General features: G+C 73.3%; 2 protein-coding genes. One reads left to right on the forward strand and one right to left on the reverse strand.

Features of this window, described 5'->3' with window-relative positions:
* The coding region (locus tag H5J33_RS37950) for a DUF4184 family protein (protein WP_258565531.1) at positions 1 to 486 on the reverse strand (486 nt) is incomplete at its 3' end.
* Positions 487 to 579: 93 nt separating this feature from the next.
* On the opposite strand from H5J33_RS37950, the gene H5J33_RS31150 reads away from it, so the two are divergent.
* A complete protein-coding gene (locus H5J33_RS31150) occupies positions 580 to 2343 on the forward strand; it encodes a lytic transglycosylase domain-containing protein (protein ID WP_181798111.1) in 1764 nt (587 codons plus the stop codon).
* Positions 2344 to 2438: the final 95 nt, after the last annotated feature.

Consider the following 2438-nt stretch of genomic DNA (forward strand, 5'->3'; position numbering starts at 1 on the left):
CGCGAGCAACGGCTCGCGGACCTGGAGCCACAGCCCCGCGAGCGCCCAGGCGAGGAGCGCGTCGACCGTGACGACTCCGGCGAACGCGTGCGTGACCGAGCCGGACTCCATTCCGCCCGGCAGGACATCAGCCGCGTAGTAGGGCAGGTCGGGTGCGCAGGAGCCCGCCACGAGCACCGCGGGTACCAGCCGGGCCCGCCCGCCGCCGTCCCGGCGGACCGCGGGAAGTACCGCCGCCGCGTGGCTGAGCGTGAACGGCAAGAGAGCCTCCTGAGCGTGTGACGGCCCGTACGGGACCGCCGGTGACCGGGTCCGGCCAGTATCCGTGCCGCCGCCCAAGGCCGCGCGGGGCGGCCGAGGTTGGCCAATCGGTGAATTCCGGGCATCAACGCGTGCCTGTTCACCGCAAGTTGTCGTAGGGTCACCTGGGTCCCCTTGCCGGGCGCACGGTGACACACGCGGCGCTCGGACGCAACGACGGAACAGGGGCAACCAGAGCACCGGGTCAACCGTCACACCAGAGCGAGGCAGGCAGAGACGGAGACGGACGCGCGGGCGTCCACGGGAGGGGTTCACTCTATGGCGGCGCATTTCGGCAGGCGACTGCGCAAGGGGGCGGCGAGCACCGCCGTGGCCGCGGCGGCGGTCGCGGCTCTCTCCGCGTCCCAGGCTCCGGGAGTGGCCGGCGAGGACAACAGACCCGCGACGGCCGGAGCCACGAACTCCGTACCGGACGGCGGCACCGGCGGCGCCACCGGCAACTCGCCTTACTACACGGACCTTCCGCCGTTGAAGAGCCCCGAGCCCGGCCCCTCGGCCCCCGTCGGCACGCCCGTGTCCCGGGGAGACGCGGAGGCGGGCATTCCGGCGACGGTCCTCGACGCCTACAAGAAGGCCGCGGCCGAACTGCGCACCTCCAAGCCCGGCTGCAACATGCCCTGGCAGCTGCTCGCCGCGATCGGCAACGTGGAGTCGGGGCAGGCCCGCGGCGGACAGGTCGACGCCGACGGCACCACCCTGCACCGGATCCTGGGCCCACAGCTGGACGGCAACGGCTTCGCGCTCATACCGGACACCGACGGCGGCGCCTACGACGGCAACAGCAGCTACGACCAGGCCGTCGGGCCCATGCAGTTCATCCCGTCCACCTGGGCCTGGGCCGGCCGTGACGGCAACGGCGACGGCAAGAAGGACCCGAACAACATCTACGACGCGGCGCTCGCCGCGGGCCACTACCTGTGCCGCAACGACTGGGACCTGTCCCGCGAGGCCGACCTGCACAGCGCGATCCTCAGCTACAACAACTCGCAGGACTACCTCGCCCTGGTCCTGAACTGGATGGAGTACTACCGCAAGGGCATCCACACCGTCCCCGACGGCACCGGTGGCGTCCCGGAGCACCGCAGCGACGAGGGCACCCACCACACCCCGTCCCCGTCCCCGCGCCCCACCCAGCCGCCGACCACCAAGCCGGCCCCGAAGCCCCACGAGCCCGGCGACGGCAAGGGCGGCGACGAGACGCCCAGCCCCAAGCCCCCCACACCGACGCCGCCGCCCACGCCGACGCCCCCGGGAACGCCCACCGACCTCGTGGACCACCTGACGGACACGGGCACCGGGAAGCTCACCGCGATGACCGGCGACGCCTTCACCGAGCGGATCGGGGTGCGCGCCGAGACCAAGGTCGGCAAGTCCGTCGCCAAGGTCAGGATCAGGTTCACGCTCACCGGTGACACCGACGCCACCTTCGCCGGCGGCGAGACCGTCGCCACGGTCGCCACCGACGCCAAGGGCGTCGCGCTCGCCCCGCCGCTCCAGGCCGGGGAGAAGCCGGGCGTCTTCAAGGTCACCGCGGCCGTGGTGGGCCGACAGGTCAAGAGCGCCGACTTCACGGCGACCGTCACCGAGCGCGTCGCGGACGCCCTGACCCGCACCGGCATCGACCCGCTGATCTGCGCCGCGGGCGGCGAGTTCGCCGAGCAGGTGCAGGTGAGGGCGACGTACCGGGGCGCCGCCGCGGGCAAGGTCGCGGTCACCGCCACCCTGGTCAAGTCCCTCCTCGACGCCACGGCGAACGACAAGGGCCCCTACTTCAAGGACGCGACCGGGAAGCCCGTGCGCTCCCTCACCGGTCTCCGGACGGACGCCAAGGGCATGCTCACGCTGCCCAAGCTGTACGCCGACGACACCACCGGCACGTTCCTGCTCCGCCTCACCACCGCGGGCGGCGCGACGCTCACCGTGCCGCTGACGGTGGAGGCCGCCGGTTCCCCGGTCACCCCCACGCCGGACCCGTCCACCGCCTCGGGCAGCCCCACCCCCGACCCGTCCGCCTCCCCCTGAGGCCGCACGGCACACCACGACGAGGGCGCCCTCCCCGCTCACCGGGGAGGGCGCCCTCGTCCGCGCGTCACCACGATGCCGGACCAGACGGCCCG

The sequence above is a fragment of the Streptomyces sp. WELS2 genome (assembly GCF_013870595.1).
Lineage (GTDB): Bacteria > Actinomycetota > Actinomycetes > Streptomycetales > Streptomycetaceae > Streptomyces.

Coding starts and splice junctions, on each gene's coding strand:
- H5J33_RS31150 (WP_181798111.1), top strand. CDS start 580: ATGGCGGCGCATTTCGGCAGGCGACTGCGCAAGGGGGCGGCGAGCACC.